This is a genomic window from Rhodococcus sp. P4_C10 (genome assembly GCF_056402135.1).
Genome location: NZ_JBFUHZ010000070.1, coordinates 1 through 23,214, shown reverse-complemented (window position 1 = coordinate 23,214; position 23,214 = coordinate 1). Strand labels below are relative to the sequence as shown.

At 70.8% G+C, this 23,214-nt stretch carries 21 protein-coding genes, 1 tRNA gene, 3 pseudogenes and 1 riboswitch; of the genes and pseudogenes, 23 read left to right on the top strand and 2 right to left on the bottom strand.

Annotated features, from left to right (window positions below; all coding sequences use genetic code 11):
• Positions 1 to 127: 127 nt before the first annotated feature.
• The 12 genes and pseudogenes from AC1DWC_RS26000 to AC1DWC_RS25945 all read left to right on the top strand — a co-directional run bounded on the left by AC1DWC_RS26000 (position 128) and on the right by AC1DWC_RS25945 (position 12,124).
• Complete coding sequence (locus AC1DWC_RS26000) at positions 128 to 1,882, top strand: CTP synthase (RefSeq protein WP_477912706.1); 1,755 nt, start codon at positions 128 to 130, stop codon at positions 1,880 to 1,882.
• Positions 1,883 to 1,892: 10 nt separating this feature from the next.
• A pseudogene (locus AC1DWC_RS25995) lies at positions 1,893 to 2,306 on the top strand (NUDIX domain-containing protein); the annotation flags it as partial.
• A 245-nt stretch (positions 2,307 to 2,551) separates the two neighbouring features.
• The gene (gene xerD, locus AC1DWC_RS25990; protein ID WP_072845197.1) at positions 2,552 to 3,475 is read left to right on the top strand and encodes a site-specific tyrosine recombinase XerD; all 924 of its coding nucleotides are present in this window, start codon (positions 2,552 to 2,554) and stop codon (positions 3,473 to 3,475) included.
• A gap of 140 nt (positions 3,476 to 3,615) precedes the next feature.
• On the top strand, positions 3,616 to 4,638 hold the full coding sequence (locus AC1DWC_RS25985; RefSeq protein WP_477912687.1) for an alpha/beta hydrolase: 1,023 nt from the start codon (positions 3,616 to 3,618) through the stop codon (positions 4,636 to 4,638).
• 201 nt (positions 4,639 to 4,839) lie between these two features.
• Positions 4,840 to 5,727 (top strand): ParA family protein, encoded by an 888-nt coding sequence (locus AC1DWC_RS25980; RefSeq protein ID WP_477912685.1) that lies wholly within the window; start codon positions 4,840 to 4,842, stop codon positions 5,725 to 5,727.
• 92 nt (positions 5,728 to 5,819) lie between these two features.
• Positions 5,820 to 6,662 (top strand): segregation and condensation protein A, encoded by an 843-nt coding sequence (locus AC1DWC_RS25975; RefSeq protein ID WP_477912704.1) that lies wholly within the window; start codon positions 5,820 to 5,822, stop codon positions 6,660 to 6,662.
• Positions 6,659 to 7,444 (top strand): SMC-Scp complex subunit ScpB, encoded by a 786-nt coding sequence (gene scpB / locus AC1DWC_RS25970; RefSeq protein WP_477912683.1) that lies wholly within the window; start codon positions 6,659 to 6,661, stop codon positions 7,442 to 7,444. The genes AC1DWC_RS25975 and scpB overlap by 4 nt, the downstream gene beginning before the upstream one ends.
• A 666-nt stretch (positions 7,445 to 8,110) precedes the next feature.
• A pseudogene (locus AC1DWC_RS25965) lies at positions 8,111 to 9,061 on the top strand (pseudouridine synthase); the annotation flags it as partial.
• A gap of 59 nt (positions 9,062 to 9,120) precedes the next feature.
• Positions 9,121 to 9,783 carry a (d)CMP kinase gene (gene cmk / locus AC1DWC_RS25960; RefSeq protein ID WP_477912702.1) on the top strand — a complete coding sequence of 221 codons (663 nt, stop codon included), beginning with the start codon at positions 9,121 to 9,123 and terminating at the stop codon, positions 9,781 to 9,783.
• Positions 9,780 to 11,246, top strand: a complete 1,467-nt coding sequence (gene der / locus AC1DWC_RS25955) for a ribosome biogenesis GTPase Der (RefSeq protein WP_477912681.1) — start codon at positions 9,780 to 9,782, stop codon at positions 11,244 to 11,246. The genes cmk and der overlap by 4 nt, the downstream gene beginning before the upstream one ends.
• Before the next feature lie 28 nt (positions 11,247 to 11,274).
• Positions 11,275 to 11,348, top strand: a tRNA-Pro gene (locus AC1DWC_RS25950).
• 161 nt (positions 11,349 to 11,509) lie between these two features.
• Positions 11,510 to 12,124 (top strand): NUDIX hydrolase, encoded by a 615-nt coding sequence (locus tag AC1DWC_RS25945; RefSeq protein ID WP_477912679.1) that lies wholly within the window; start codon positions 11,510 to 11,512, stop codon positions 12,122 to 12,124.
• Between the two features lie 9 nt (positions 12,125 to 12,133).
• Here the strand turns inward: AC1DWC_RS25945 and AC1DWC_RS25940 are convergent, their stop codons facing one another.
• Positions 12,134 to 12,640: a DUF1990 family protein gene (locus tag AC1DWC_RS25940; protein WP_477912700.1), complete on the bottom strand. Its 507-nt coding sequence runs from the start codon at positions 12,638 to 12,640 to the stop codon at positions 12,134 to 12,136.
• An 85-nt stretch (positions 12,641 to 12,725) separates the two neighbouring features.
• Here AC1DWC_RS25940 and AC1DWC_RS25935 point away from each other — a divergent pair, with 85 nt between their 5' ends.
• The 11 genes from AC1DWC_RS25935 (at position 12,726) to gcvP (ending at position 23,064) form a co-directional block, all read left to right on the top strand.
• Positions 12,726 to 13,769, top strand: a complete 1,044-nt coding sequence (locus AC1DWC_RS25935) for an SMP-30/gluconolactonase/LRE family protein (RefSeq protein WP_477912677.1) — start codon at positions 12,726 to 12,728, stop codon at positions 13,767 to 13,769.
• A 45-nt stretch (positions 13,770 to 13,814) separates the two neighbouring features.
• The gene (locus AC1DWC_RS25930; RefSeq protein ID WP_477912675.1) at positions 13,815 to 14,498 is read left to right on the top strand and encodes a CDP-alcohol phosphatidyltransferase family protein; all 684 of its coding nucleotides are present in this window, start codon (positions 13,815 to 13,817) and stop codon (positions 14,496 to 14,498) included.
• Positions 14,495 to 15,355: a DUF881 domain-containing protein gene (locus AC1DWC_RS25925; protein ID WP_477912673.1), complete on the top strand. Its 861-nt coding sequence runs from the start codon at positions 14,495 to 14,497 to the stop codon at positions 15,353 to 15,355. The genes AC1DWC_RS25930 and AC1DWC_RS25925 overlap by 4 nt, the downstream gene beginning before the upstream one ends.
• A gap of 14 nt (positions 15,356 to 15,369) precedes the next feature.
• A complete protein-coding gene (locus AC1DWC_RS25920) occupies positions 15,370 to 15,720 on the top strand; it encodes a small basic family protein (protein ID WP_072845315.1) in 351 nt (116 codons plus the stop codon).
• 3 nt (positions 15,721 to 15,723) lie between these two features.
• The gene (locus AC1DWC_RS25915; RefSeq protein ID WP_477912671.1) at positions 15,724 to 16,470 is read left to right on the top strand and encodes a DUF881 domain-containing protein; all 747 of its coding nucleotides are present in this window, start codon (positions 15,724 to 15,726) and stop codon (positions 16,468 to 16,470) included.
• A gap of 64 nt (positions 16,471 to 16,534) precedes the next feature.
• The gene (gene gcvH / locus AC1DWC_RS25910) at positions 16,535 to 16,939 is read left to right on the top strand and encodes a glycine cleavage system protein GcvH (RefSeq protein WP_477912669.1); all 405 of its coding nucleotides are present in this window, start codon (positions 16,535 to 16,537) and stop codon (positions 16,937 to 16,939) included.
• Positions 16,940 to 17,107: 168 nt separating this feature from the next.
• A complete protein-coding gene (garA, locus tag AC1DWC_RS25905; protein ID WP_072845205.1) occupies positions 17,108 to 17,593 on the top strand; it encodes a glycogen accumulation regulator GarA in 486 nt (161 codons plus the stop codon).
• Positions 17,593 to 18,330, top strand: coding sequence for a transcriptional regulator FtsR (ftsR, locus tag AC1DWC_RS25900; RefSeq protein WP_072845206.1), 738 nt, complete (start codon positions 17,593 to 17,595; stop codon positions 18,328 to 18,330). The genes garA and ftsR overlap by 1 nt, the downstream gene beginning before the upstream one ends.
• Before the next feature lie 96 nt (positions 18,331 to 18,426).
• Positions 18,427 to 18,900 carry a bifunctional nuclease family protein gene (locus AC1DWC_RS25895; protein ID WP_072845207.1) on the top strand — a complete coding sequence of 158 codons (474 nt, stop codon included), beginning with the start codon at positions 18,427 to 18,429 and terminating at the stop codon, positions 18,898 to 18,900.
• A 412-nt stretch (positions 18,901 to 19,312) separates the two neighbouring features.
• The gene (locus AC1DWC_RS25890) at positions 19,313 to 19,852 is read left to right on the top strand and encodes a MerR family transcriptional regulator (RefSeq protein ID WP_245709293.1); all 540 of its coding nucleotides are present in this window, start codon (positions 19,313 to 19,315) and stop codon (positions 19,850 to 19,852) included.
• 92 nt (positions 19,853 to 19,944) lie between these two features.
• Positions 19,945 to 20,043, top strand: a riboswitch (glycine riboswitch).
• A gap of 171 nt (positions 20,044 to 20,214) precedes the next feature.
• The gene (gene gcvP / locus AC1DWC_RS25885; protein ID WP_477912667.1) at positions 20,215 to 23,064 is read left to right on the top strand and encodes an aminomethyl-transferring glycine dehydrogenase; all 2,850 of its coding nucleotides are present in this window, start codon (positions 20,215 to 20,217) and stop codon (positions 23,062 to 23,064) included.
• On the opposite strand, the pseudogene AC1DWC_RS25880 reads toward gcvP, so the two are convergent.
• A pseudogene (locus tag AC1DWC_RS25880) lies at positions 23,061 to 23,214 on the bottom strand (IS481 family transposase); the annotation flags it as partial. The gene gcvP and the pseudogene AC1DWC_RS25880 sit on opposite strands and share 4 nt — an antisense overlap.

Genomic DNA, 23,214 nt, shown 5'->3' with positions numbered 1-23,214 from the left:
GGGCCGTGGGTGCGCGCCATGCAGAGGTTCGCCCCGACAGGTGTTACCGTGAAGTCCCGTGGGTCGGCAGGCCCCAGCACTACCATTGGTCAAGCCCTGCAAGGTCGTCACGGGAGCCCTTTTGTCACTGTCACGCAGTAATTCGCGTACCGCCACCAAGCACATCTTCGTGAGCGGGGGCGTCGCCTCCTCACTCGGCAAGGGTCTGACGGCCTCGAGCCTCGGACAGCTGCTGACCGCCCGGGGAATGCGGGTGACCATGCAGAAGCTGGACCCGTACCTCAACGTGGATCCGGGCACCATGAACCCGTTCCAGCACGGTGAGGTGTTCGTCACCGAGGACGGCGCCGAGACTGACCTGGACGTCGGGCACTACGAGCGTTTCCTCGACCGCGACCTCTCCGGCGACGCGAACGTCACAACCGGGCAGGTGTACTCGACGGTCATCGCCAAGGAGCGCCGCGGCGAGTACCTGGGCGACACCGTCCAGGTGATCCCGCACATCACCGACGAGATCAAGAGCCGCATCCTCGCGATGGCGGGACCGGACGGCGAGGGCCAGCGCCCCGACGTGGTGATCACCGAGATCGGCGGCACCGTGGGCGACATCGAGTCGCAGCCCTTCCTCGAGGCAGCCCGCCAGGTGCGTCACGACATCGGCCGCGACAACGTCTTCTTCCTGCACGTCTCGCTGGTGCCGTACCTCGGCCCGTCCGGCGAGCTCAAGACCAAGCCGACCCAGCACTCGGTGGCGGCGCTGCGCAACATCGGCATCCAGCCCGACGCCCTGATCCTGCGCTGCGACCGGGACGTGCCCGAGCCGCTCAAGCGCAAGATCGCGCTGATGTGCGACGTGGACGTCGACGCCTGCATCTCCACCCCCGACGCCGCGTCCATCTACGACATCCCGAAGGTGCTGCACAGCGAGGGCCTCGACGCCTACGTGGTGAGCAAGCTCGGCCTGCCGTTCCGGGACGTGGACTGGACCGTGTGGGGCGACCTGCTCGAGCGCGTCCACGAGCCCCGCGAGACGATCCGCGTCGCCCTCGTCGGCAAGTACGTGGACCTGCCCGACGCCTACCTGTCGGTGACCGAGGCGCTGCGCGCCGGCGGTTTCGCGCACCGCGCGAAGGTCGAGATCTCCTGGGTGCCCTCGGATGCCTGCGAGACCGAGGCCGGCGCCCACGAGGCGCTCGACGACGTGGACGCGGTCCTCATCCCCGGCGGCTTCGGCATCCGCGGCATCGAGGGCAAGCTCGGCGCCATCCGCTTCGCCCGCACCCGCCAGGTGCCGCTGCTCGGCCTCTGCCTGGGCCTGCAGTGCGTCGTGATCGAGGCCGCCCGCTCGGTGGGCCTCGACGACGCCAACTCGGCCGAGTTCGAGCCGGACACCAAGCACCCCGTCATCTCCACCATGGCCGACCAGGAGCAGATCGTGGCCGGCGAGGCCGACCTCGGCGGCACCATGCGCCTCGGTGCCTACCCGGCGGTGCTCGACAAGGGTTCCGTGGTGGCACGCGCCTACGGCTCCGAGAGCGTCTCGGAGCGGCACCGGCACCGCTACGAGGTCAACAACGCCTACCGTGACCGCATCGCGAAGAGCGGCCTGAAGTTCAGCGGCACCTCCCCGGACGGGCACCTCGTCGAGTTCGTGGAGCTGCCCGCGGACGTGCACCCGTTCTTCGTCGCCACCCAGGCGCACCCGGAGCTCAAGAGCCGTCCGACGCGTCCGCACCCGCTGTTCGCGGCGTTCGTCTCGGCAGCGCTGAAGTACAAGGCGGCCGAGCGGCTCGAGGTGGACGTGCACCCGGAGTCGACCCTCGAGGTCGCGATGCACGAGGCCGCGGACGACGACGCGGTCGACGCGCCGAGCGCGAGCTGACCCACCCGCGATGAGTCGGCCCGGCGAGCACGAGTTCGAGACCCACGACACCCGCACCGCGTACGAGGGCGCGATCTTCGCGGTGCGGGTGGACCGGGTCGCCATGCCGGGCGGCACCGCCGCGCTCCGCGACGTCGTGGAGCACTACGGCGCGGTCGCGGTGGTCGCGGTCGACGAGCGGGATCGGCTGGTGCTGGTCAACCAGTACCGCCATCCCGTGGGCCGGCGGCTGTGGGAGCTGCCCGCCGGCCTGCTCGACGAGCCGGGCGAGGACCCGCTCGACGCCGCCCGCCGCGAGCTGGCGGAGGAGACCGGCCTCGCCGCAGAGCACTGGTCGGTACTGGTGGACGTCGCGGTCAGCCCGGGATTCACCGACGAGGTGGTGCGGGTGTACCTCGCGACCGGGCTTCACGAGGTGGAGCGGCCGGACCCGAGCGACGAGGAGGCCGACCTCGAGATCGCCCGGGTGCCGGTCGCGGACGCAGTCGACCGCGCACTGTCCGGTGAGATCGTGAACGCGACCGCGCTCTCGGGCATCCTGGCGCTGGCCGCGGCCCGCGCCCGGGACGGCCCGCGCCCGGGACGGCCGGGACGCGACCGGCCGGCCCGCCGACGCGCCGTGGGCGGACCGGCCGGAGGCGTTCGCGCGGCGTCGCCACGGCGGCTGAGGTGCTCGCCGACCAGGTCGCCGGCTACCTCGACCACCTCGCGGTGGAACGCGGGGTGGCGGAGAACACCCTCAGCTCCTACCGGCGGGACCTGCGCCGGTACCAGGAGTTCCTCGGCACGCGGCGCATCGACGACCTGGGCCGGGTCTCGGAGCGGGACGTCAGCGACTTCGTGGTGGCGTTGCGGCGCGGCGACCGGGACGCGCAGGTGCGGCCCCTCGCGTCCAGTTCCGCGGCCCGCGCGCTGATCGCGGTGCGCGGCCTGCACAAGTTCGCGACGTTGGAGGGCATCGCGAACGTGGACGTCGCGCGGGCCGTGAAGCCGCCCGCGCCGGGCCAGCGGCTGCCCAAGTCGTTGCCGTTGGACCAGGTGATCGCGATGCTCGAGGCGACCGGCGGCCCGGACGCGTCGGACCAGGCGCGCGGGCTGCGCGACCGCGCCCTGCTCGAGGTGCTCTACTCCACCGGCGCCCGGATCTCCGAGGCCGTCGGCCTGGACATCGACGACGTCGACGGTGCGGACCGCGCGGTGCTGCTGCGCGGCAAGGGCGGCAAGGAGCGGGTGGTCCCGATCGGTCGGCCCGCGATCGCCGCGCTGGAGGCATACCTGGTGCGGGGGAGGCCCGCGCTGGTGTCCACCGGCGGACCCGCGATCTTCCTCAATGCGCGCGGCGGCCGGCTCTCACGGCAGAGCGCCTGGCAGGTGCTGCGTTCGGCGGCGGACCGGATCGGACTCGCCGACGGGGTGTCACCGCACACCTTGCGGCACTCGTTCGCCACCCACCTGCTCGAGGGCGGCGCCGATGTCCGGGTGGTGCAGGAACTGCTCGGCCATGCGTCGGTGACCACCACGCAGATCTACACGCTCGTCACCGTCGGCTCGTTGCGTGAGGTCTGGGCAGGGGCGCACCCGCGGGCGAGGTGAGCCGTCGTACCCGGTGACGGGTCGGTGACGTTCGGAGGACACGGCCCGTAAAGCCCCGGGCCCCGCGGTGCCGTCGGCCTAGACTCCGCGCAGCGGTGAGCGGATCCCCGCGCCTGCCGGACGAGCGTAAGGACCTCCCGATGCCCGTTTCCTCCCGTGTCCGTCCACTGGCGGTGCTGCGCCGGGCGGGGCGCGCGGCCGTCGCGCCCGCCCTCGTCGCGTCCGTTCTCGGTGCGGTGCTCGTCGCGCCCGCCCAGGCAGACCCGGCGGCGCCCGGCGGCGCGGCACGGGTGCTCTCGCAGTCGCAGGTCAATGAGGTGCGGACCCGGCTGTCGGTGTTCTCGCCGTCGATGGACCGGCCGATCACCGTCGACCTGCAACGCCCGGTCGCGGCGTCCGGCATCCGGCCGACGCTGTACCTGCTCGACGGCGCCGAGGCGCACGAGGAGGAGAGCGGCTGGACCGCCATGACCGATGCGGAGAACCTGGCCCGCACCGCGAACGTCAACGTGGTGCTTCCCGTCGGCGGGGCGCACAGCTACTACACCGACTGGCGCAACGTCGACCCGGTGATGGGCAGGCTGTCGTACGAGACATTCCTCACTCAGGAGCTGCCGCCACTGATCGACGCGCAGTTCGGGGGGAACGGCGTCAACGCGATCGCGGGCGCGTCGATGGGCGGCGCGGCGGCGCTGACCCTCACGGCCCGGCACCCGGGGCTGTACCGGGGAGTGGCCGCCTACAGCGACTGCGCAGGCATCAGCAATCCCGTGAACCAGCTGCTCGTCCGGTGGGACGTCGCCCGAGGCGGCGGCGACGTGGCCAACATGTGGGGTGACTTCGACGATCCGGCCTGGGCCGCGCACGACCCGCACCTGCTCTCCGGGAACCTGCGGGGCAAGCAGATCTACCTGTCCTCGGGCAACGGCCTGCCGGGCCGGTACAACAACCTGCTCGCCGACCCGCCGATGGAGACGGTCCAGGGCATGTTCGGCGAGTTCGGGGCGATGGTGTGCACCGCGCAGCTGGGAGCCGCCCTGTCCGCGCAGGGGATCGGCCACACCACCAACCTCCGCCCGACCGGCACCCACAAGTGGGGTTACTGGAACGACGAACTGCACGCGTCGTGGCCGACGCTGATGGGGGCACTGACCTCCCGCTGAGCCGGCCGTGGGCCGCGGTGGGGGTGTCTCGGCCCACGGAAACCCGCGCGTGTCCGTGCCGGGTTGTCGACGGCAGGCGGTAGCGTCTGCTGCACAGGCAATCGGACGACAGGGGAGCATCGAACCGTGGTGACACCGCAGCCGCCCGCGGCGGAGTCAGAGCGCCCAGGGCAGGAGAGAGCGCTCTTCGACAGCCGGAACTTGGACGTAGCAGGCCGTGCAGACGGCGATCACGGGGTCGGGGACGAGGAGAACCTGGGGCCGACGGGACGGCCGTTGCGGTTCGTGCCCGAGCCGCAGCCGCTGGCCTCGCACGGGCCGGCGAAGATCATCGCGATGTGCAACCAGAAGGGTGGCGTCGGGAAGACCACGTCGACCATCAACCTTGGCGCCTCTCTCGCGGAGTGCGGGCGCAAGGTGCTGCTGGTGGACCTCGACCCGCAGGGCGCGCTGTCCGCGGGACTCGGCGTCGCGCACCACGACCTCGAGCTGACCGTGCACAACCTGCTGGTGGAGCCCCGGGTCTCCATCGACGAGGTGCTGATGCGCACCCGCGTCGAGAACCTGGACCTGCTGCCGAGCAACATCGACCTGTCCGCCGCGGAGATCCAGCTGGTCAACGAGGTGGGACGCGAACAGACCCTCGGCCGGGTGCTGCACCCGGTGCTGGACCGCTACGACTACGTGCTCATCGACTGCCAGCCGTCGCTGGGCTTGCTCACCGTCAACGCGTTGGCCTGCGCGGAGGGCGTCATCATCCCGATGGAGTGCGAGTACTTCAGCCTCCGCGGGCTGGCGCTGCTCAACGACACCGTCGAGAAGGTCCGCGACCGGCTCAACCCGCGGCTCGAGATGTCCGGCATCGTCGTGACCATGTTCGACGCGCGGACGCTGCATGCCCGCGACGTGATGTCCCGGGTCGTCGAGGTGTTCGGCGACCTCGTCTACGACACCGTCGTCAACCGCACCGTGCGCTTCCCGGAGACCAGCGTCGCCGGCGAACCCATCACCACCTGGGCGCCGAAGTCCGGTGGCGCGCAGGCGTACCGGGCGCTCGCGCGCGAGGTGATTCACCGGTCCGGTCGGTAGTGGGCGACGAGACCGCACCGTTCGAGAGCGAGTCGACCGATCCCGTCCCGGTCAATCCTGAATTGGTAGATCCTGAAGTGGCAGTTCCTGAAGTGGCCGATCCTGGGCCGACGGAGACTGCGGGGCTGTCGGCTCCGTCGACCGTGGAGAGCGGATTCCGGGTCCGGCTGCGGAACTTCGAGGGCCCCTTCGACCTGCTGCTCAGCCTGATCAGCCAACGCAAGCTCGACGTCACCGAGGTGGCGTTGCACGCGGTCACCGACGAGTTCATCGCGTACACGCGGCTGCTGGGCAGCGACATGGGCCTGGACCAGACCACCGAGTTCCTGGTGGTCGCGGCGACGCTGCTGGACCTCAAGGCGGCGCGGTTGCTGCCCTCCGGCGACGTCGAGGACGCGGAGGACCTGGCGCTGCTCGAGGCCCGGGACCTGCTCTTCGCGCGGTTGCTGCAGTACCGCGCGTACAAGCAGGTGGCGCAGCTGTTCGCGGAACTCGAGTCGGCGGCGCTGCGGCGGTATCCACGGTCCGTCTCCCTGGAGGACAAGTTCGCGGGGCTGCTGCCCGAGGTGTTGCTCGGTGTCGACCCGCAGCGGTTCGCGGAGATCGCCGCCACCGCGTTCGTGCCGCGGCCGGTCCCCATCGTCGGACTCGACCATCTGCACGTGCCGACGGTGTCGGTACCCGAGCAGGCCGCGATAGTGCTGGACCTGCTCAAGGCCCGGGGGATCGGCGAGTGGGCGACCTTCGACGAGCTGATCGTCGGCTGCGATGTCACCGTGCAGATCGTGGCAAGATTTCTGGCGCTGCTCGAGCTCTACCGTGAGCAGGCCGTGGCGTTCGAACAGCCCGAGCCGCTCGGCGAGCTACGGGTGAGCTGGACCGGTGACGTGGACGCGGACGGGCGGACCCTGGTGAGTGCGGAGGACTACGGATGAGCGCGGTCGACGAGAGCCGGGAGGAGGCCGGAGCGGCCTCCGAGTTCGACGTCGGTGGTTTCGACGTCGGTGGTTTCGAAGCCGCGGGCGTCGGCGACGATGGTTTCGACGACGACGGTTTCGGCGACGCGGAGGCGCAGGACCGGCTCTCGGACGGTGAACTCGACGCCGCGCTGGAGGCAGTGCTGCTGGTGGTGGACTCGCCGGCGAGTAACGACGCGCTCGCGTCAGCGGTCGGCGACAAGCCCGCGCGGGTACGCGGGCGACTGCGTGCGATGGCGGCGGCACTGACCGCCCGGCGCAGCGGAATCGACCTCCGGTACGCCGGCGACGGCTGGCGTTTCTACACCAGGAACGAGTACGCGCCGTACGTCGAGCGACTGCTCCTCGACGGTGCCAGGTCGAAGCTCACACGTGCGGCGTTGGAAACCTTGGCGGTTGTTGCGTACCGTCAACCCTTGACCCGTGCACGGGTGAGTGCGGTTCGCGGTGTGAATGTCGACGGCGTGATGCGTACCCTGCTTGCCCGCGGACTGGTCTCGGAGGCCGGTGTGGACTCCGAGACCAATGCAACGACCTACGCGACGACCGAGCTGTTCCTTGAACGGCTCGGCCTCGCGTCGCTGGCAGACCTGCCGGCACTGGCACCGCTGCTACCCGACGTCGACGTCATCGACGACATCAGCGACGACATGGAGTCAGACCCGCGGTTCACCAAACTGGGAACCGGCCGGGCGGGATCCAAACCCGATTTGGACACCCGAATTGATAGTGAAGAGTGACAGGACCCTCAAGTGAACAAGCCCGCTCGCCGAGATGGCACACCGGACCGTGGCAGGAGCAATCCCGCCGACAGAAATTCGTACCAGAAGGACTCACCCCGCACGGGGTCGGGTTCGCGGGGTGGCGCACCCCGCAGTTCCTCCCCGCGCGATTCCTACCAGCGCGATGACTCCCCGCGTGGCGGCGCCCCCCGCGGCGGCAGCACCCGCGGCTCCTCCTCCTACGATCGCGGCGCGGCGCCCCGTGGCGGTGCTCCCCGTGGTGGCGAGTCGCGTGGTTCCTACGACCGCGGCGCGGCCCCGCGTGGTGGCGCTTCCCGTGGCGGCTACGAGCGTGGCGGCGAGTCGCGTGGTTCGTACGACCGCGGTGCGGCGCCTCGTGGCGGCGCTCCCCGTGGTGGCGAGTCGCGTGGTTCCTACGACCGCGGCGCGGCACCCCGTGGTGCGGCCCCGCGTGGCGGCGCTCCCCGTGGCGGCTACGAGCGTGGCGGCGAGTCGCGTGGTTCGTACGATCGCGGTGCGGCGCCTCGTGGCGGCGCTCCCCGTGGTGGCGAGTCGCGTGGTTCCTACGACCGTGGTGCGGCGCCCCGTGGCGGCGAGTCGCGTGCTCCGTACGAGCGCACTGAGCGTGGTGCTTCCCGTGGCGGCGATTCGCGTGCTCCGTACGAGCGCACTGAGCGTGGCGGCGCCCCCCGTGGTGCGGCTCCCCGCGGTGCCGCCCCTCGTGGCGCGAGCCAGCCGCCGGCGGATCAGAACAAGTACGGCAAGCCCAAGGCCGCCAAGCCGCAGCGCGCCCAGGCGGCCACGCCGAAGATCAGCAACGCCAAGCCCGCACGGCACCAGCACACCGACGAGGGCTCCGGGCCTCCGCGGATGGCGTCCGGCGAGGGCATGCGGCTGCAGAAGGTGCTGGCTCAGGCCGGCGTAGCCTCGCGGCGTGCCGCCGAGGAACTGATCGACCAGGGACGCGTCGAGGTCGACGGCCGCATCGTCGTCGAACAGGGACTGCGTGTCGACCCCGAGAACGCGGTGGTCCGTGTCGACGGCGTCCGCGTCGTCGTCAAGAAGGACCTGGTCCACATCGCGCTGAACAAGCCGCGTGGCTGGCAGTCCACGATGTCCGACGACCTCGGTCGCCCGTGCATCGGCGACATCGTCTCCGAGCGGGTGTCCGCCGGGCAGCGTCTGTTCCACGTCGGCAGGCTCGACGCCGACACCGAGGGCCTGATCCTGCTGACCAACGACGGCGACCTGGCTCACCGGCTGATGCATCCGTCGTTCGAGGTGCCGAAGACCTACCTCGCCACGGTGTCCGGCACGGTCGAGCGCAGTCTCGGCAAGACGCTGAAGGCGGGTGTCGAGCTTGAGGACGGCCCGGCCAAGGTCGACCAGTTCGCGCTGCTCGACATCGGTGAGGGCAAGTCGCTGGTGAAGATCGTGCTGCACGAGGGACGCAAGCACATCGTGCGCCGGCTGCTCGAGGCCGTCGGACACCCCGTGGTTCGGCTCGTGCGCACGGACATCGGACCGGTCGCGCTCGGCGACGGGCGACCCGGCACCCTGCGGGTGCTCGGGCGTGGTGAGGTCGGCGGCCTGTACCAGGCGGTCGGCCTGTGACCGGAGCGAGCGCGGCGACCGAGACCGCTCAGAGGACCGGTAGCCGACTCGTCGTGGCCATGGACGGACCGTCCGGCACCGGCAAGTCGAGCGTGTCCCGACGCCTCGCGATCGGGCTGGCCGCGTGCTACCTCGACACCGGTGCGATGTACCGGATCGCCACGCTGCACGCGTTGCGCTCCGGCGTCGACGTGTCCGATCCCGCGGCGGTCGCCGCGGCGACCGAGTCGCTCGAGCTGAACGTCGGCACCGATCCGGAGTCGGACCGGGTGCTGCTCGCGGGCGAGGACGTCACCGACGAGATCCGCGGCGCCGCGGTGACCGCCGCGGTCTCCGCGGTCGCGGCGGTGCCGGAGGTGCGGACCATCCTGGTGGACAAGCAGAGGCAGCTGGTCGCCGGCACCGAGCGGATCGTCGTGGAGGGCCGGGACATCGGCACCGTGGTGCTGCCCGACGCCGACGTGAAGATCTACCTGACCGCGTCCGCCGAGGCGCGGGCGCAGCGGCGAAACGCACAGAATGTCGGCGAGGGTCGCGGTGACGACCTCGCGGCAGTGCTCGCCGACGTGAAGCGGCGCGACCATCTGGACTCGACCCGTGAGGTGTCCCCGCTGCGGCCCGCAGAGGACTCGGTGACCGTCGACACCAGTGAACTGGGCATAGAAGACGTGATCGGCAGGTTGCTGCTGGTGGTGCGCGAAAGAACTGGAGCAGTGCAGTGACCGAGAGTGTGGACATCGGCGGAGCGAGTTTCGCCGGAGATGGCGTCTGGAACGAGGAGTCGGACTGGGAGCTTGCCGACTTCGTCGACGGTGAGGAGGGCTTCGAGGACGTTGCCGTCCCCACCCTCGCGATCGTCGGCCGCCCCAACGTCGGCAAGTCGACGCTGGTCAACCGGATCATCGGCCGCCGTGAGGCCGTCGTCGAGGACATTCCGGGCGTGACCCGGGACCGTGTCTCGTACGACGCAAACTGGGCCGGCCGACGCTTCCTGGTGCAGGACACCGGCGGCTGGGAGCCCGATGCGAAGGGCCTGCAGCAGTCGGTGGCGCGTCAGGCCGAGCTGGCGATGTCGACCGCCGACGCGATCATCCTGGTGGTCGACGCGGTGGTCGGCGCGACCGCCACCGACGAGGCCGCCGCGAGGGTGCTGCGTCGGTCGAAGACGCCGGTCATCCTGGTGGCCAACAAGGTCGACGACGAGCGCACCGAGTCCGAGGTGGCCGCACTGTGGTCGCTCGGCCTGGGCCAGCCGTACTCGGTGAGCGCGATCCACGGCCGCGGCACCGGCGACCTGCTCGACCAGGTGCTGGCCGACCTGCCGGAGACCCCTCGTGAGGGCACCGCCGGACAGGGCCCGCGCCGCGTCGCGCTGGTCGGCAAGCCGAACGTCGGCAAGTCCAGCCTGATCAACAAGCTCTCCGGCTCCGAGCGGTCCGTCGTGCACGACGTCGCCGGCACCACCGTCGACCCGGTCGACTCGCTGGTGGAGCTGGGCGAGAAGGTGTGGCGTTTCGTCGACACCGCGGGCCTGCGCAAGAAGGTCAGCCACGCCAGCGGGCACGAGTTCTACGCCTCGCTGCGCACCAAGGGCGCCATCGAGGCGGCCGAGGTGGCGATCCTGCTGATCGACGCCTCGCAGCCGATCACCGAGCAGGACCTGCGGGTGCTGTCGATGGTCTCCGACGCGGGCCGGGCGCTGGTGCTGGCCTTCAACAAGTGGGACCTCGTCGACGAGGACCGCCGGTTGATGCTGGAGAAGGAGATCGACCGCGAGCTGGTGCGGGTGCCGTGGGCGCAGCGGGTCAACATCTCCGCACACACCGGCCGGGCCGTGCAGAAGCTGGTGCCCGCGCTGGAGACGGCGCTCGAGTCCTGGGACAAGCGAGTCCCGACGGGCCGGCTGAACACCTGGCTCAAGGAGGTCGTGGCCGCGACGCCGCCGCCGATGCGTGGCGGCCGGCTGCCGCGGATCATGTTCGCCACCCAGGCGGGCACCCGTCCGCCGACCTTCGTGTTGTTCACCACCGGCTTCCTGGAGGCCGGCTACCGCCGGTTCCTGGGGCGACGGCATTGTGCCGTCGCCCCGTTTCGTTTGCCGCGGTGGTGTCCGGGGAGGCGCTGTCGGACGGGTGAAACAGGCCGCCGACCAGTCGATTCGCGATCCGGAGTGCCACTGATGTAATCTCATCGAGCACCCGCAAGGGGGCAAACGGGCTGTGGCGCAGCTTGGTAGCGCACCTGACTGGGGGTCAGGTGGTCGCAGGTTCAAATCCTGTCAGCCCGACAGTTGAAGGCGGTTCCGGAGAAATCCGGAGCCGCCTTTTCTGTATTCCGGGGCGGGTGGATTCCCGTGTCGTCCGGAACTCGGCGCTCGGGACTCGAGTCGTTCGGGCCTGTCGCTCGGACCTGCGGTCCGGAACCGCACCGGGCCGCTACTGTCGGTCCATGGACGCACCGACCCTCACCCGCGAGTCCTGCGCCGCCGCCCTCGGGGCGTTCGAGACGCGCACCGTCGACCTGGGCGGCCGACGTCACGCCGCGGTCGCGCTGGCCGTGGTGACGCGGGCAGGAGCGGAGCCGACCCTCCTGCTCACCCTGCGCCCGAGCAAGATGCGCGCACACCCCGGCCAGTTCGCGCTGCCGGGCGGCGCAATCGACCCGGGGGAGACGCCGCCGGAGGCCGCGATCCGGGAGCTCGAGGAGGAGCTGGGGGTGCGGGCCGCGCCGTCGGGGGTGCTCGGCCGGCTCGACGACTTCGTCACCCGCTCCGGGTACGTCATCACCCCGGTGGTCGTGTGGGTCGGTGACCTGGACGCGCCGCTCGCACCGAACCCCGACGAGGTGGCCCTCGTCTTCGAGGTGACGATGGCCGAACTGGATCGCGAACCGCGCTTCCACGCGATCGCCGACAGCCCGGAACCGTTGATCCAGTGGCCTTTTCGCGGTGAGTACCTGTTCGCGCCGACCGCCGCGGTCATGCACCAGTTCCGGGAGGTGGTGCTGCGCGGCAGGCACACCCGGGTGGACGCGTTCGCCCAGCCGGATTTCGCGGCCCGCTGATCGGCGACCCTAGACGGACCCGACGGCGCGAAGGTAGCGGCGGGTGATCACGGACTGAACCATCCGGTTCGCGGGACCGGCCAGCCTGATGAGCCGGTTTCCGGGCCGCGAGAACGCGGTGATGCGGGTCAGCACGTCGCCGGAATCGGGGTCGAGCTCCACGACGAAGGACTCCTCGCCGCATTCGGGATGGCCCGGGAGGGTCCCGTACGCGAATCCCCGGCGCAGCGGCTCGTCGACCACGTACACGACGCGGCACGGGACCCGGAGCGGCCCGAGGCCCAGCACGGCGACGGCGCCGGGCTGCGCCACCGGCGTCGACGCGGTGACGCGCAGTCCGGCGCCCCGGTGCACGTCCCAGCCGAGAACCGTCGCTGCCGCACGTTCGAACGTCGCGGCCCCGTGGCCGACCGACCGCGCCTCGTGCACGTGGTGATATCCCGCGGGCATGCGGCCGCGGGTGGCCCCGACCTCCGGGTAGGTCAGTGGCTTCGACTCGTATGCGGCGAGGTTCACGTGTCCATGGTGCCCGAGCGCGGTGATCACGGCAGGAGCGGCGATCGCCGCGCGCCGGTGCCGCGGCGCGTCTACCGTTTCGGTCATGGGCATCGTGTACTCGGCACTGAGGCGGCTCGATCGGACCGGCGTCGAGCCGGTGGCCTGGCACGCGCCGACCCCGCCCCCGTTGACGGGAGTGCTGGCGCCGAACACCGAACTCGACGCCGCGGAGCGCTGGACCATGCCCGCCGGCCGCGGACCGGAGGACGTGGCCGTCGACCACGAGGGCCGGTTGGTCACCGGCACCGACGACGGCAAGGTGTGGCGCTTCGACGCCCCGGGCCGGGCCACCGTCGTCGCCGACACCGGCGGCCGCCCGCTCGGGGTGGAGGTCCTCGACGACGGTCGGTACCTCGTCTGTGACGCCGAACGCGGCGTGCTCCGGGTGGACGACACCGGCCGGATCGAGACACTGACGGACACCGCCCTGGGCACCCCGCTGGTCGCCTGCAACAACTCCGCCGTCGGCCGGGACGGGGCCGTCTACTTCACCGACTCCTCCGCCCGCTTCACCATTGCCGAGCACCGCAACGACCTGCTCGAACACTGCGGCACCGGGCGGCTGGTACGACTGGACCCGGCGACCGGCGAGACAGACCTGTTGGCCGACGGGTTGCAGTTCGGCAACGGGGTGGGCCTGTCCGCGGACGAGTCCTACCTGATCGTCGCCGAGACCGGCGCCTACCGGATCAGGCGGGTGGAGCTGACCGGACCGCGGGCCGGCACGGTCTCGACGTGGGCGGAGAACCTGCCGGGGATCCCCGACAACGTCACCTCGCAGACCGCCGCCGGGATCTTCTGGGTGGCGCTCTACAGTCCGCGCATGCACCTGCTCGACCTGTTGGCGCCGCACCCGGCCCTGCGGATCGTGGCGGCGAACCTGCCGGGGTGGGCGCAGCCGGATCCGGAGCAGCGGGGGTGGGTGCTCGGCCTGGACGGCGACAGCACCGTGGTGCACAGCCTGCAGGGCGGCAAGGGCAGCTACGCGCCGGTCACGGGGGTGCGGGAGGCCGACGGTTGGCTCTACCTGGGCAGCCTCAGCGCCGACGCGGTGGCCCGGGTCCGGGCACCGGGCCACTCCGTGTGACACGCTGGTCCGCAGTAATCGCGGACCGACAGCGCAGGGGGACCAATGGACACCGGAGACCGGCCACGTGGTGTGGCGGACGGCCCGAACGTCCCAGAAGCGACTGCGGGCGAGGCGGCCGTCGCGGAGCCGGTGGTGACCGACCGGGTGCTGACGGTCCCCAACGTGCTCAGCGTGATCCGTCTGCTCGGCATCCCGCTGTTCCTGTACCTGTTGCTCGTCCCGCAGGCGGACGGCTGGGCCCTGGCGATCCTGATGCTCAGCGGGTTCACCGACTGGGCCGACGGCAAGCTGGCCCGGCTGCTGAACCAGACCTCCCGGCTGGGTGCGCTGCTGGACCCGCTGGTGGACCGGTTGTACGTGATCACCACCCTGGTCGGGTTCACGTTGCGCGGCATCATCCCGTGGTGGGTGGCGGCCATCCTGATCGGGCGCGACCTGATCCTGGCGCTGGTCCTGCCGATCTACCGTCGCCGTGGGCTGCCGCCGCCCGCCGTGTTGTACCTGGGCAAGGCCGCCACGTTCGCCCTGATGTTCGCGCTGCCGTTGGTGCTGGCCGCGCAGGGCGACTGGGGATTCGCCCCGATCGCGCGGGCCTGGGGTTACGCGCTGCTCATCTGGGGCACCGGCCTGTACGTGTGGACCGGCCTGCTGTACCTGCTGGCCGCGGCGAACATCGCCCGTGAGGTGCCGGTCGGTGCGCGGCAGACGGAGCCAGAACGCCGGTGAAACGGGAGGAAGTCCGCCGTAACCCGGCCCCGGCGCTGCTGCGCGCACTGCAGAACGAAGGGCTCGACCCGGGCTACGCGGCGGCCGCCGAGGACCGGGCGCGCGGCCACTCGCTGCACAAGCCGCTGCACGCGACCGCGTGGTGCGTGGCGGGCGGCATCGTGCTCGGGTTGCTCTTCGGGGTGGCGTACGCGCAGGCCAGCGACCGGGCGCCGGGCACCGACCAGGTGCGCAGCGAGATCCTGACCAAGGTCGACGCCGCCGAGTCCCGCGGCGACGACCTCGCCCGGACCCGGGACGAGCTGGCCGCACAGACCGAGACCCTGCGGGCCGCGGCGTTGGCCGGCGACGCGCACGGCGCGGACGTCCTCGGCCGGCTCGGCGCGATGGAGCAGGCGGCGGCGCTGGACCCGGTGCACGGACCCGGACTCCAGGTGACCCTCACCGACCCGTCGGCTCGGCCGGACCTGTCGGACCAGTCCAGGCCCAACGCGCGCGCCGCGAAGCCGGTGGTCCTGGACCGGGACATCCAGTCGGTGGTGAACGCGCTGTGGGCCAGCGGCGCCGAGGCGGTCGCCGTGGGCGGCGTCCGGGTCGGTCCGGCCGTCACGGTCCGGCAGGCTGGTGGCGCGATGCTCGTGGACAACCAGCCGGTGCCGTCGCCGTACGTGATCTCGGCGATCGGGTCCACCGCCAAGATGCAGACCGGGTTCGTGGTGAGCGAGGCCTACCTGCGGATGTCCGGCGTGGCACAGCTCTACGGCGCGGGATTCACCGTGACCGAGCAGGACGACCTTTCCGTACCCGGGGCATCCGCCCGGGAGATTCGAACCGCACGCGAGGTGAGTGGGCAGTGAAGCCGGTCAAGGCCGTGAAGAACGGGTACGCGATCTACGGGGTGCTCGCGTTGGTCGCGGGGATCGTGCTGGGCGTGGTGTTCCGCCCGCAGGTGCCCGACGCGGTGCAGCCGTACCTGCCGATTGCGGTGGTGGCGGCACTGGACGCGGTGTTCGGCGGCCTGCGGGCGTACCTGGACGAGATATTCGACGCCAAGGTGTTCGTGGTGTCCTTCGTGTTCAACGTGCTGGTGGCGGCGTTGATCGTGTGGCTCGGTGACCAACTCGGCGTGGGGACCCAGCTGTCCACCGCGATAGTGGTGGTCCTGGGCATCCGGATCTTCGGCAACGCCGCCGCGCTGCGGCGTCGACTGTTCGGTGCGTGAGCGGTGAACGGCGAGGGCAGGCATGAGCTGCGCACCGACACCGCCGCGGCCGCGCGCCGGTCCCGGGTGGTCTTCGGGCTGCTGGCCGCGCTGCTGGTGGGGGTCCTGGGCGTCGCGATCGTGACCCAGGTGCGCGACACCGGTTCCGGCGACAGCCTGGACTCCGCCCGGCCGGCGGACCTGCTGGTGCTGCTGGACAACCTCAACCAGCGGGAGGCGGCGCTGCGCGAGGAGGTCTCCTCGCTCGAGGCCACGCTGGCGACCCTGCAGCGCAGCGGCGGTGGCTCCGAGGCGGCGCTGGCCGAGGCGAAGGCACGGCTGGCGGCGCTGTCGATCCAGGTGGGCGCCGCCCCGGCGACCGGACCGGGTGTGGAGTTGACCGTCACCGACCCGAACAACGGCGTCGGCTCGGAGGTGTTGCTGGACCTGATCCAGGAGTTGCGGGCGGCCGGTGCCGAGGCGATCGAGGTGGGCGGCGCGGGATCCGAGCCGATCCGGATCGGGGTGAATTCCTGGGTGACCGGGCAGGCGGGCCGGATTCAGCTCGACGGGACCGCGCTGGCGGCGCCGTACAAGGTGGTCGCGATCGGTGACCCGCCGACGCTGGCGGCGGCGCTGAACATTCCCGGTGGCGTGGTGGACACCGTCGCGCGCAGCGGCGGCCGGGTTTCGGTCGATCAATCGCAGCAGGTCACGATCGCCGCCTTGCGAGAGACGAAACCGCGCCAATACTCTCGTCCCGGCAACTGAGATCTCCGATTTGTCAACGGCGCGCGCGGCGCGCCCCTCGGAAGATCGTCGAAAGGACCTCACGGTGAGTGAAACCAATACGCCGAGCGAATTGCGCTACACGGCGGAGCACGAATGGGTCCAGCGGACCGGACCGGCCACCGTTCGGGTCGGCATCACGGATTTCGCGCAGTCGCAGCTCGGCGACGTCGTCTTCGTACAGCTGCCCGCCGTCGAGGAGGACGTCGTCGCCGGTGACTCCTTCGGCGAGGTCGAGTCGACCAAGAGCGTCTCGGACATCTACGCTCCACTGAACGCGAAAGTCATTGCGGCAAACGCGGATCTGGAGGCCAGCCCGGAGCTGGTGAACTCCGCTCCGTACGCTGGCGGGTGGCTGGTGGAGCTGGAGGTCGCCGACGAGGCGACCCTCGACGCCGCGCTCGCGGGCATGCTCGACGCGGACGCCTACAAGGCGCTCGCAGGCGAGTAACCTGCACCCGACTCGACCGGCGATGTCTACGCGGACAGGCTGTCGCAGGGTACGGTCGAAGGCGAGCGCATTCGCCGTGTCGGGGCGCAGGTCCGCATCGGAATGTGGTTGTGGCTATAGATTTGTCCGGGAGGTCTCCCGGATCGGTCGGACTGAGGAGGAGAAACGGTGAGCGAGAACGACAACGACGCGGTTCTTGGGGAAACGCCGGCAGAAACCACGTCGGTTTTCCGCGCGGATTTCCTCAGTGAACTGGACGGCACGGCGACCGCCACGCCCGCCGCCGAGGCGCCGGTTTCCGGGGTGGAGGGTCTGCCTGTCGGTTCGGCGCTGCTCGTCGTCAAGCGCGGCCCCAACGCCGGATCGCGGTTCCTGCTGGACCAGCCGACCACCTCGGCCGGTCGGCATCCGGACAGCGACATCTTCCTCGACGACGTCACGGTCAGCCGTCGGCACGCCGAGTTCCGTCAGGACGAGAACGACTTCCAGGTCGTCGACGTGGGCAGCCTCAACGGCACCTACGTCAACCGGGAGCCGGTCGACTCCGCCACGCTCGCCAACGGCGACGAGGTGCAGATCGGCAAGTTCCGTCTCGTGTTCCTGACCGGCCCCCGCGGCGCGTCCGGCGACTCGGCTGCGGGTTCGGGTAGCTGATGACTGCCGTCCGGCAGCGGACCCAGGGCGGGATGTCGATCGGCTCCGTCCTGGACCGGTTGCGCCCCGACTTTCCGGACATCACCATCTCGAAGATCCGCTTCCTCGAGGCGGAGGGGCTGATCAGTCCGGAGCGCACTCCGTCGGGATACCGGCGGTTCTCGGTGTCGGACTGTGAACGGCTGCGGTTTGTGCTGACTGCTCAGCGTGACCAGTACCTGCCGCTCAAGGTCATCAAGGAACAGCTCGAGGCGATCGACCGCGGTGTCGCGGTGGTCGGGTCCCCGGACTCGCCGCCGCGACGGCCGCGGGCGCTCGCCATCGCGCCAGGCGAGGTCTCCCCGGAGGAGTTCCGAGCCGACCGTGAGGTGCGGATCAGCCGGGTGGACCTGCTGGCCCGTTCGGGGACGGACGAGGGATTCCTCACCGAGCTGATCCGCGGTGGGCTGGTGGTGCCCGGCGCCGCCGGCTTCTTCGACGAGGAGGCGGTGACCCTGGCGCGGACCGCGAAGGCGATGTCCGCTTTCGGGCTCGAGGTGCGGCACCTGCGTGCGTTCAAGCTGGCGGCCGACCGCGAGGCCGGTCTGGTCGCCCAGATCGCCGGGCCGGTGGCCAAGGGTCGTGACGCGGGCGCCCGGGACCGGGCGGAAGAGATGGTCCGCGAGTTGGCGGCGCTGTCCTTGACGCTGCACACCTGCCTGGTCAAGACCGCGGTACGTGGCGCCCTCGACCGCTGACCCTGCAGGAGTCGAACGCGTCGCGGTGTCGGAATAGAATCGGCGGTACCGCTTCGGTGTGCGGGGAAGTGCCACGGCAGACGGAAGGCAGACGCGATGAGCGAGATGCGTGTGATCGGGATTCGTGTCGAGCAGCCACAGAATCAGCCGGTACTGCTGCTCAGGGAGGCCGACGGCGACCGGTACCTCCCCATCTGGATCGGTCAGACGGAGGCCGCCGCGATCGCCCTCGAACAGCAGGGCGTGGAGCCGGCGCGTCCGCTCACCCACGACCTCATCACCACCCTGATCGGGGCGCTCGGCCACACGCTGCGCGAGGTGCGGATCGTGGACCTTCAGGAAGGCACGTTCTACGCGGACCTGGTCTTCGACGAGGACCTGCGGGTCTCGGCCCGGCCGTCGGACTCCGTTGCGATCGCGCTGCGGGCCGGGGTGCCGATCTTCGCGGAGGAGACCGTGCTGGCCGAGGCGGGCCTGGTGATGCCGGACGAGCGCGAGGACGAGGTCGAGAAGTTCAAGGAGTTTCTCGAGTCGGTGTCCCCTGACGACTTCAAAGCAACAGATACGTAACAATTGCCTCCGTGTCGCGACCTGGTGAAACCAGATCGTTGTGACTTCTGGTAGGTGCCGCTTGGGCGTGTTGCGTTGACCGCGCTTTCGTGGCCCCATACCGTCTGCACCAGTAAATATCCATCATGTGATTCGTCCCGGGGCGTACCCTGAGTTGAATCCACGGTATGGGATTTGTCCGTGCGAGAGGGAGCAGTCAGTGGTAGATCAGCCGCAGGATCCTCGGCGAAACCTCGTCTCGAACCCGGGAGACCGGGCCGGGTCGGCCGGTGACGACGCATCGAGCGGCGATTCCCAGACTCCGAACGCCCAGACTCCGAACGCCCAGACTCCGAACGCCCAGACTCCGAACGCCCCGGTCGTCGAGACCCCCGTCCCCGAGTCCCAGATTCCCTCAGGCCCGGTGGAGGACATGCAGCCGGGCCTGTTCCCCGACGACTCGGTGCCGGACGAACTGGTCGGCTACCGGGTGCCCAGCGCCTGCCAGATCGCCGGCATCACCTACCGCCAGCTCGACTACTGGGCCCGCACCTCACTGGTGGTGCCGTCGATCCGCGGGGCCGCGGGATCCGGCAGTCAGCGCCTGTACTCCTTCAAGGACATCCTGGTCCTGAAGATCGTCAAGCGACTGCTCGACACCGGCATCTCCCTGCAGAACATCCGCGTCGCGGTCGATCACCTGCGCAAGCGGGGCGTCGGCGACCTGGCCAAGATCACCCTCTTCTCCGACGGGACCACCGTCTACGAGTGCACCTCCGCGGAGGAGGTCGTGGACCTGCTGCAGGGCGGTCAGGGCGTGTTCGGGATCGCGGTCAGCGGCGCAATGCGCGAGCTGACCGGCGCCATCGCGGACTTCCCCGCCGAGCGGGCCGACGGCGGCGAGAGCGAGCCGAGCCCCGAGGACGAGTTGGCGTCGCGTCGCAAGAACCGGGCCAACCGCAAGATCGGCTGACATCGGCGTCGAGAAACGTGTCGGTGGACACAGTCCCCGACGGGTTGGGCCGTCGCGCGCGGGTGAATTCGTAGCCTAGAATTCTAGGTACGTCGCGTCGCGCGGGAGAGTTCCGGAGGATTTCGCTCCGGACGCCGAAGGAGCAACACCTCCCCGTCAATCTCTCAGGCACAAGGGACCGCGCGGGCTACGACGTCTCTGGAAAGCGGTGGGAGTACCCACCCGCCCACGGGGAAAGGGGCCGACCGTCGTCGGTTTCCGAATCTCTCAGGCGCTCGCGGCGACGAGCAGGCGACAGAGGGGGAGGAGCGCACCGCAGGACGCGGGGCGTGTCCTAGGACCCTTCACCCGCGGGAGTTGCCTTGTCAGACGCCAGAAGCCACACCTTCGTCGACCGCCACGTCGGTCCGGACGCGGGCGAGCTCGCCCGGATCCTCGACGTCGTCGGCGTCGCGAGCCTCGAGGAGATGGCCGGCAAGGCCGTCCCCGAGGTCATCCTCGACACCGTCACGGACGGGGTCAGCGACGGCCTGGACGTGCTGCCCGCGCCGCTCTCCGAGCACGAGGTGCTCGCCGAGCTGACCCGGCTGGCAGACCAGAACACCGTCGCCACCTCCATGATCGGACTGGGCTACTACGACACCCTCACCCCGCCGGTGCTGGTGCGGAACCTGATCGAGAACCCGGCCTGGTACACCGCGTACACGCCGTACCAGCCGGAGATCAGCCAGGGCCGGCTGGAGGCGTTGCTCAACTTCCAGACCATGGTCGCCGACCTGACCGGCATGGAGGTCTCCAACTCGTCGATGCTCGACGAGGCCACCGCCGCGGCCGAGGCGATGACCCTGCTGCGTCGCGCCAGCCGTAGTCGCTCGCCGCGGTTCGTGATCGACGTCGACCTGTTCCCCCAGACCCGTGCCGTGATCGAGACGCGGGCGACGCCGCTCGGCATCGAGCTCGTCGAGGCGGACCTCACCCAGGGACTGCCCGAGGGCGAGTTCTTCGGCGTGCTGGCGCAGCTGCCCGGCGCGTCCGGCCGCGTCGTCGACCACGGCGACCTGATCGCCGCCGCGCACGAGCGTGGCGCGCTGGTCGCGGTCGGCGCCGACCTTCTGGCGCTGACCCTGCTGACCCCGCCCGGCGACCAGGGTGCGGACGCCTGCTTCGGGACCACTCAGCGTTTCGGTGTCCCGATGGGCTTCGGCGGGCCGCACGCCGGCTACCTCGCGGTGCACAGCAAGCACGCCCGCCAGCTTCCGGGCCGGCTCGTGGGCATCTCCGTGGACGCGGACGGCGACAAGGCGTACCGGCTGGCGCTGCAGACCCGTGAGCAGCACATCCGCCGGGAGAAGGCCACCTCCAACATCTGCACCGCGCAGGTGCTGCTCGCGGTGCTCGCCGCGATGTACGCCAGCTACCACGGTGCCGACGGGCTCCGGGCGATCGCCCGGCGCGTCAACGGCCACGCCACCGCACTCGCCGCCGGGCTGCGCGCCGCGGGCGTCGAGGTGGTGCACGAGGCGTTCTTCGACACCGTGCTCGCCCGGGTGCCCGGCCGCGCCGACGCCGTCATCTCGGCCGCGAAGGCCTGGAACGTCAACCTGCGGCGCGTCGACGCCGACCACGTGGGCATCTCCTGCGACGAGGCGACCACCGCGGCGCACCTCGAGTCCGTGCTGGCCGCGTTCGGGGTGGGCGGTGCGGCGGTGCCGCAGGGCGCAGACTCGCTGCCGGCGTCGCTCGCGCGGACCTCCCTGTTCATGACCCACCCGGCCTTCGTCGCGTACCGCACCGAGACCGCGATGATGCGGTACCTGCGCCGGCTCTCGGACAAGGACATCGCGCTGGACCGCAGCATGATCCCGCTCGGTTCGTGCACCATGAAGCTCAACGCGGCTGCCGAGATGGAGGCCATCACCTGGCCGCAGTTCAACAGGCTGCACCCGTTCGCGCCGACCGGCGACGCCCCCGGCATGCTGCAGATCATCACCGACCTGCAGGACTGGCTGGCCGCGATCACCGGCTACGACGCGGTGAGCCTGCAGCCGAACGCGGGCAGCCAGGGCGAGTACGCCGGCCTGCTCGCGATCCGCAGCTACCACCTCAGCCGCGGCGACGACCACCGCGACACCTGCCTGATCCCGTCCAGCGCGCACGGCACCAACGCGGCTTCCGCGGTGATGGCGGGCATGCGGGTCGAGGTCGTGGCGTGCCGTCCCAACGGCGACGTCGACCTCGACGACCTGAAGGCGAAGATCGCCGACCACGCCGGGCGGCTCGCCGCCATCATGATCACCTACCCGTCCACGCACGGCGTGTACGAGCACGAGGTCGCCGAGATCTGCGCGGCCGTGCACGACGCGGGCGGACAGGTCTACGTCGACGGCGCCAACCTGAACGCGCTGGTCGGGCTCGCCCGCCCGGGGCGCTTCGGCGGCGACGTCAGCCACCTGAACCTGCACAAGACGTTCTGCATCCCGCACGGCGGCGGCGGTCCGGGCGTCGGCCCGGTCGCGGTGCGCTCGCACCTGAGCCAGTTCCTGCCCGGGCACCCGATGGCGCCCGAGCTGGGCGGCGCCGGGCCGGTCTCGGCGGCGCCCTACGGCAGCGCGTCGATCCTCCCGATCACCTGGGCGTACATCCGGATGATGGGCGCGGCAGGGCTGCGTCAGGCCTCGCTCACCGCCATCGCGTCCGCCAACTACATCGCCCGGCGGCTCGACGAGCACTTCCCGGTGCTCTACACCGGCGAGGACGGCATGGTCGCGCACGAGTGCATCCTGGACCTGCGCCCGATCACCAAGGACACCGGCGTCACCGTCGACGACGTGGCAAAGCGGTTGGCGGACTACGGTTTCCATGCCCCGACCATGAGCTTCCCGGTGGCGGGCACGCTGATGATCGAGCCCACCGAGTCGGAGAACCTCGCCGAGATCGACCGGTTCTGCGAGGCGATGATCGCGATCCGCGCCGAGATCGGCCGGGTCGCCGCCGGTGAGTGGCCGGTGGAGGACAACCCGCTCCGCGGCGCCCCGCACACCGCGGCCTGCCTGGTCGGCGACTGGGAGCACCCGTACTCGCGCGAGCTCGCGGTGTTCCCCGCGGGCAAGGACGCCCCGAAGATCTGGCCGCCGGTCCGTCGTATCGACGGCGCCCACGGTGACCGGAACCTGGTGTGCTCGTGCCCGCCGATCGAGGCGTTCGCCGACTAGATGTACTGCCCAGGGACGTTGGTCAAACGACTGAAGGGAACGTTCCTGCCGATGGCGGAGTGTTGCCGGTGGTGATTGTAGGTGTGCAACCACGCCGGCAACGCTGTCCGTCGGGCCTGTTCTGACTTGTAGTGCCGGGCGAACGCCCAC